Consider the following 7100-nt stretch of genomic DNA (forward strand, 5'->3'; position numbering starts at 1 on the left):
TTACTCGGAGCCCCCAACCTAGTCCCGGGTCAGCTTGCGGTAGGTGACTCGGTGGGGACGTGCGGCTTCCTCACCAAGACGGTCGATCTTGTTCTTCTCGTAGCCCTCGAAGTTGCCCTCGAACCAGAACCACTTGGCGGGATTCTCCTCGGTGCCTTCCCACGCGAGGATATGGGTAGCGACGCGATCAAGGAACCACCTGTCGTGGGAAATGACCACGGCGCACCCGGGGAACTGTTCGAGCGCGTTCTCCAGCGAGCCGAGAGTCTCCACGTCCAGGTCGTTCGTCGGCTCGTCGAGCAGGATCAGGTTGCCACCCTGCTTGAGGGTCATCGCCAGGTTGAGCCGGTTGCGCTCGCCACCGGACAGCACGCCCGCCAGCTTCTGCTGGTCGGAACCCTTGAAGCCGAACGCGCTGACGTAGGCCCGGGAGGGCATCTCGACATGTCCCACATGGATGTAGTCGAGACCTTCGGAAACCACCTCCCACACGTTCTTCCTCGGGTCGATGCCGGCCCGCTCCTGGTCCACGTACGACAGCTTCACGGTGTCGCCGACCCGGACCTCGCCCTCGTCCGGCTCCTCGAGGCCGACGATCGTCTTGAACAGCGTGGTCTTGCCGACGCCGTTCGGCCCGATCACGCCGATGATCCCGTTGCGCGGCAGGTCGAACGACAGCCCGTCGATCAGCACCCGGTCGCCGAACCCCTTGCGCAGCTTGTCGACCTCGACCACGACGTTGCCCAGCCGGGGCCCCGGCGGGATCTGGATCTCCTCGAAGTCGAGCTTGCGGGTGCGCTCGGCCTCCGCAGCCATCTCCTCGTAGCGCTCGAGGCGTGCCCGGGACTTGGTCTGGCGCGCCTTGGCGTTGGACCGCACCCACGCGAGCTCGTCCTTGAGCCGCTTCTGCAGCTTCTGGTCCTTCTTGCCCTGCACCGCGAGCCGCTCGGCCTTCTTCTCCAGGTAGGTCGAGTAGTTGCCCTCGTACGGGTGGGCGCGCCCGCGGTCCAGCTCGAGGATCCACTGCGACAGGTTGTCCAGGAAGTACCGGTCGTGGGTCACGGCCAGGACAGCGCCCGAGTACTGGGCGAGGTGCTGTTCGAGCCACAGCACGCTCTCGGCGTCCAGGTGGTTGGTGGGCTCGTCCAGCAGCAGCAGGTCGGGCTTGGACAGCAGCAGCTTGCACAGCGCCACCCGGCGGCGCTCACCACCGGAGAGCACCGTGACGTCCGCCTCCCGCGGCGGACACCGCAGCGCGTCCATCGCCTGCTCGAGCTGGGAGTCGAGGTCCCATGCGTCGGCGTGGTCGAGATCCTCCTGAAGCTTCCCCATCTCCTCCATGAGCTCATCGGAGTACTCCGTCGCCATCTTCTCGGCGATCTCGTTGAAGCGGTCGAGCTTCTGCTTGATCTCGCCGACCCCCTCCTCGACGTTGCCGAGGACGGTCTTGTCTTCGTTGAGCGACGGCTCCTGCTGCAGAATGCCGACGGTGTACCCGGGGGACAGGTAGGCCTCGCCGTTGTTGGGCTGGTCCAATCCGGCCATGATCTTGAGCACGCTGGACTTACCGGCTCCGTTGGGACCGACCACCCCGATCTTCGCTCCGGGGTAGAACATGATGGTCACGTCGTCGAGGATGACCTTGTCCCCGTGCGCCTTGCGCACCTTTTTCATGGTGTAGATGAACTCGGCCATGACCGCGATCGTAGAGCGGCCCGTGCCAGGCCCTGACCGCGGTGGGGCGCAACAAGGCTGACGATCTTGCCGGGATCGCCGTCAACCGGGCGCATACCCGCCGCCCAAGGGATCCGCCCGCGTCAGGCGGCGGCGACCACCTCCTCGGTCGCGGCGCCGGTACTCGCGGAGACCAGCCCCGGCGACGGTCGTTCGACCGAGACCGTGCACCAGGCCAGGTCCGGGCCGACGGAGCGGGCATCGATCTCGTTGCTGATGCGCCGCTCGCCGCTATCGGTGAAGTACTCGCGCACGTAGAACCGCCCGGTGACCACGACGTTGTCGCCCTTGACCAGCGACACGGCCACCCCTTCGGCGAGTCGGCGCCAGCAGTTGACGTGGACGAAGACCTTGTCGCCGTCGATCCAGTCCTGTACCTCGCGGTCGAACCTGCGCTCCCGGGCCATCAGCCGGAAGCTGGTCTTGCGGTCACCGCTGGGGAAGGTGTGGCGGGTGATCTCGGTGACCACCTTGCCGGCCACGGTCAGGCTCGTCTCGAACATCTCCGGTTCCTCTCGGTCGACGTCTCGGCGCGCCGGGCGCCGCTGACATGGACCACAGTGCCGTGGCGGGACGACGCGTGGGACGGCGAGTGGCCGAGCTGTGGACAACCGGCTCGTTGTGGACAACCGGCGGGCGACGAGGCCACGGGCGGGAGGAAATGTCGGTGGGTGGTGCTAGCGCCGCACGGGCGGGTGTCCCGGTCGTCAGCGGCTCAGGAACGCTCCGAGAGCTTGCGCAGCATCTCGTTGTAGGCGGCCCGGTCGGCGTCGCCCTCGGCGTCGGCCTTTCGGTCCTCGCGCCTGGCCTCCCGATCGTCGGCGCGGGCCCACTGGATGAGCAGCGCGATCAGCACGATCACCAGCGGCAGCTCGCCGGCGGCCCACGCGATGCCGCCGCCGAGTTGCTGGTCGCCGAGCAGGTCGGCGGCCCACGGCAGGCCCAGCGCCTGGTAGAACCGCTCGCCGATGACGGTCTGCGTGCTCATGAGGATCACGCCGAAGAAGGCGTGGAACGGCAGCGATGCGAACACCATGCCGAGCCGGGCCAGGTGCGGCAGCCGCCGGGGCGTCGGGTCGATGCCGATCACCGGCCAGTAGAAGACGTAGCCCACAAGCAGGAAGTGAGCATTCATAAGAAGGTGTGCCCAGTGCTTCTCCAGGGCGGCGTCGAACAAGCCGGAGAAGTACAGCACGTAGAAGGAGCCGACGAACAACACGAGCGCGACCACCGGATGGGTGAGCACCCGCGACACCGGCGACCGCGCGATCGCGAGCAGCCACTCCCGCGGACCGGGCGGCCCGGTCCGGCCGGCGACCGGCAACGCGCGCAGCGCCAGCGTCACCGCTCCGCCGAGCACCAGGAAAACCGGCGCCAGCATGGACAGCATCATGTGGGTCTCCATGTGGATGCTGAACATGCCCGGCGCGTAGCGGCCGAAACCGGACGAGGTGGCGATCAGGATGGTCAGGCAGCCGAGCAGCCAGGCGATGGTCCGGCCGACCGGCCAGGCGTCGCCGCGGGCTCGCAGCCGGCGCACACCGAGCAGGTAGAGCACCGCGAGGACGATCGCCAACGTGCCGTAGACGAGGTCGAACCGCCACTCGGTCAGCAGCCGCAGCAGCGTGGGCGGGCCCTCGAGCGTGTAGCCGAGCTGGATCTCGATCGGGTCGGGCACGTAGTCGAGGCCCGGCGGCGGGGTCCTGGCGAGGGCTGAGGCGATGCCGATCGTGAGGAACATGACCACGATCTCGACCGCCGCCAGGCGCACGAGCGCGCCGCTGGTGGCGCCGTCGACGATGTCGCGCACGCCCTTCTGCCGCTGGGCGAAGCCGAAGCAGCCGAGCACGACCAGGGCCGCGACCTTGGCCACCACGAGCAGGCCGTACGACGTCGTGAACAGGTCGGAGACGGGCACCCGCACCAACGCGTTGATCACGCCCGAGGCGGCCATGATGAGCCAGCAGACCAGCGCGGTAGCCGAGAACCGGGTGGCGGCGAGCCGCAACGCCGGGCCGGTCGTGACCCGCCGGCCGAACACCAGCAGAGCCACCAGCCCACCAACCCACAGCGACGCGGCGACCAGGTGGAACAGCAGGCTGTTGGTGGCCAGGTCGTGCTGGCCGCCGGACGAGGAGTGCCCGGTCGCGGCCACCGGCATGATCCCGAAGACCGCCACCACGAACAGGGTCGCGGTCACGCCCCAGGACAGCGCGAACCGGCAGCCGACCGCGACGACGAGCGCGACGACGGACGTCAGAAACCACGCCTTGGGCTGCTCGAGCTCGCTGAACAGGGTGATCAGCAGGTCCGAGCGCAACACTTCGGAGACGGGCTTGTTGATCGCGTCGGCCTCGTTGAAGACCACCGACACGAGCGCCGCGAGGGACCAGAGGACGGCCGCCCACGACGCCGTCCGCAGCGCCGCGTACCCACTGACGTCGATGACGCCCGACTTCTGCGGCGCCACCATGAACGCGGCGAACATCAGCGAACCGACGGTCAGCACGCTGCCGATCTCGGCGAGCACGCGCACGACGGTCAGGCCGTAGACGTTGACGACACTCGCGTCGCCCGCCGTGATGGACAGCAGCGCGACCGCGGTCAGTGCGGCGAGCAGCATCCCGATGACGATGAGCGGCAGGATGCCCGCGGTCGTCGCGCTGGTCCGGGCGGGCTTGGGCGCACTGTCGACGGACACGCTGAGAGCGTAGTCATCGACGATTCAGGGCCGGTACCCGATCGGGTGCCTCGTTCTCCTCCCGGCGCCGGGCCGCGGCCGCCGCGAGCGCCGCGGGGACGATCAGCATGGCGACGACACCGGTGAACCCGACGGCGACTTCGAGGTTCGTGATCTGCGCGATCCCGCCGAGCATGGGCGGTCCGACCAGGAAGCCGCTGTAGGCGATGGTCGTGACGAAGCCGATCTCGCGCTCGCCGCCGGTCCCGTCGCCGCGGCGGCCCACCGCGCCGGCCATGTTGAGCGCCACCGGGAACGCGAAGGCCAGCCCACCGCCGGCGAGCCCGAATCCGACGAACGCGAGGGGCCCGCTCGGCACGATGGCCGTCGCCAGCAGGCCGATGCCCGCCACGAGCGCGCCGCCGACCAGCATCCGGTCCGCGCCGAAGCGTCGTTCCGCCCGCTCGCCGAACAGCCTGACCACGCCCATGGCCACGCAGAAGACCGAGAACGTGATGGCCGCGGACGCCTCGTCCATCCCGCGCTCGCGCACCGCGAACAGGGCGGACCAGTCGCCGCTGCCGCCCTCGACGATCGCCGAGCAGAGCGCGATCACGCCGAGCAGCCAGAGCACCGGCCGGCGCAGCATCCGGCGGTCGGCCGACGCGTGCGTGGCGGGGTCGGCGGCCGGCTCCTCGCGCGGGACGAACCAGATGACCGCGAGCGTCACCACGACCGCGAAGATCGACATCGCGAGGAAGTGGCCGAGCAGCGCGGTGCCGTGGCCGGCGGCGAACGCGGCGCCGATCGAGCCGGCAAGCGCACCGAAGCTGAACCCCGCGTGGAAGACGGGCATGATCGGCCGCTCCGTGCGGCGCACGACCGTCACCGCGGCGACGTTCATCGCCACGTCGAGCATGCCGACGCTCGCGCCGAGCAGGATCAGCGCGATGCCGAGTTGTAGCGGCGAGGTGACGATGGCCATCAGCGGCAGGATCCCCACGGTGGCCAGGGCGGACACGAGCACCAGCGCGCGGGCGCCGAAGCGGGCGCACCAGCGGCCGGTCAGCGAGGCGGCGGCGATCATGCCGAGACTGGCGCCGAGCAGGGCGAGCCCCAGCTCCCCCGGGCTCGCGTCGATCTGGTCGGCGACGGTCGGCATTCGCGGCGCCCACGAGCCGATCACCATGCCGTTGAGCGCGAAGACGATGAACACCGACAGCCGTCCGGCGAGCACCCCGGCCTCCCTCCCGTTCGCCCCTTAGTTCGAGGGTAACTGAAGCGCTTCAGCGGTCGCCACGCATTTGCGAGTGGGCACGAACTAGGCTTGGCTGGTGAGTCCGGACCGGATGCGGCGACCCACCCTAGACACCATCGCCCGCGAGGTCGGGGTGTCCAGGGCGACGGTGTCGAACGCCTACAACCGGCCGGACCAGCTCTCCGCGCGGTTGCGCGAGCGGATCATCCGGACGGCGAAGGAGTTCGGGTACGCCGGCCCGGACCCGGTGGCGCGGTCGCTGGCCACGAAGCGCGCGGGCTCGGTGGCGATCATGCTGTGCGACGGGCTGTCCTCGGCGTTCTCCGATCCCGCGCTGTGCATCATGCTCGACAGCCTGGCGTCCACGGTGGACAGTCCGGACCGGGCATTGCTGCTGCTCCCGGGCGTGGGCGACGGCGGACCGCGGGCGGAGAACGTGATGCGCGCGCAGACGGACGTGGTGGTGGCCTACTCGCTGCCCGACGACGCGCCCGCGCTCGCGGCAGTCGCCGAGCGAAACCTGCCGCTGGTGGTCGTGGACCAGCCCGAGCTGACCGGTTCGGCCCGCGTGCAGGTCGACGATCATGGCGGCGCACTACTCGCCGCCCGGCACGTGGCTTCCCTGGGTCACCGGCGAGTGGCGATCCTGTGCATCGGCCTGCGGGCGGACGGCCACCGCGGGCCCGTTGGTCCACAAAGGATCGAGCAGGGCACCTTTCGGGTGGCCCTCGACAGGATCGGTGGTTACCTGAAAGGGCTGGCTGAACACGGTATCGTCGCTAGTGAGGTGCCGCTCTGGGAGGCGCCGGGCAGTGTCCGGGAGTTGGGCAGGGAGGGCGCCAGGTGGCTGTTCGGGCTACGGCCGAGGCCGACCGCGGTGCTGTGCATGTCCGACGAGCTCGCGCTGGGCGCGCTGCGAGCGGCCGAGGAGCTTGGGCTGTCCGTGCCCGGGGAGGTGTCGATCGTGGGGTTCGATGACACTCCCGCCGCGTCCTGGGCCGACCTCACCACGGTGCGGCAGGATCTTGTCGAGAAGGGCAGACGGGCCGGCGAACTGGCGCTGCGGATGCTCGATGGGGTGAGACCGGGCAGACCGGTCACCATTGGGGTGGACCTGCAGGTCCGCGGCTCGACGGGGCACGCCGAGAACTGAGCCGGACCAAATCACACCCCCGATCTGAGCCGATTCGGAAACGACCGAGCGGTCCCGAACGATCAGACCCAAGGGCAGCATCCTGCCACTCGGCAGGCGCGGCCCACCATGCCCTCGTAGCTCAGCGGACAGAGCAGGAGCCTTCTAAGCTCTGGGTCGCAGGTTCGAGTCCTGCCGGGGGCGCAAACACCCAGGTCAACGCCATGTTGACCATGGCCGGCCGAACCGAAACGGCCGAAGAGACCACAAACGCACCACTTACGAACCCGTCGGCC

5 protein-coding genes and 1 tRNA gene are annotated in these 7100 nt (G+C 69.5%); 2 read left to right on the forward strand and 4 right to left on the reverse strand.

From position 1 onward, the window contains the following. Window positions 1-18: 18 nt before the first annotated feature. The 4 genes from ettA to ACRDTB_RS06175 form a co-directional block, all read right to left on the reverse strand. A complete protein-coding gene (gene ettA / locus ACRDTB_RS06160) occupies window positions 19-1695 on the reverse strand; it encodes an energy-dependent translational throttle protein EttA (protein ID WP_431428983.1) in 1677 nt (558 codons plus the stop codon). A 122-nt stretch (window positions 1696-1817) separates the two neighbouring features. Continuing rightward, window positions 1818-2237 (reverse strand): single-stranded DNA-binding protein, encoded by a 420-nt coding sequence (locus ACRDTB_RS06165; protein ID WP_431428984.1) that lies wholly within the window; start codon window positions 2235-2237, stop codon window positions 1818-1820. Window positions 2238-2449: 212 nt separating this feature from the next. Then, entirely contained in the window at window positions 2450-4435 is a 1986-nt protein-coding gene (locus ACRDTB_RS06170; protein ID WP_431428985.1) for a cytochrome c oxidase assembly protein, read from the reverse strand. 13 nt (window positions 4436-4448) lie between these two features. After that, complete coding sequence (locus tag ACRDTB_RS06175; RefSeq protein WP_431428986.1) at window positions 4449-5651, reverse strand: MFS transporter; 1203 nt, start codon at window positions 5649-5651, stop codon at window positions 4449-4451. 97 nt (window positions 5652-5748) lie between these two features. Between ACRDTB_RS06175 and ACRDTB_RS06180 the strand changes: the two genes are divergently transcribed. Both ACRDTB_RS06180 and ACRDTB_RS06185 read left to right on the forward strand, forming a co-directional pair. Next, the gene (locus ACRDTB_RS06180) at window positions 5749-6825 is read left to right on the forward strand and encodes a LacI family DNA-binding transcriptional regulator (RefSeq protein ID WP_431428987.1); all 1077 of its coding nucleotides are present in this window, start codon (window positions 5749-5751) and stop codon (window positions 6823-6825) included. 110 nt (window positions 6826-6935) lie between these two features. Beyond that, window positions 6936-7008: transfer RNA gene (locus ACRDTB_RS06185), tRNA-Arg, on the forward strand. Window positions 7009-7100: the final 92 nt, after the last annotated feature.

The organism is Actinophytocola sp. (assembly GCF_050699935.1).
Lineage (GTDB): Bacteria > Actinomycetota > Actinomycetes > Mycobacteriales > Pseudonocardiaceae > Actinophytocola.

Bases quoted from the DNA above. Each gene is read 5' to 3' on its own strand.
- ettA (WP_431428983.1), bottom strand. From the start codon at position 1,695: ATGGCCGAGTTCATCTACACCATGAAAAAGGTGCGCAAGGCGCACGGG.
- ACRDTB_RS06165 (WP_431428984.1), bottom strand. From the start codon at position 2,237: ATGTTCGAGACGAGCCTGACCGTGGCCGGCAAGGTGGTCACCGAGATC.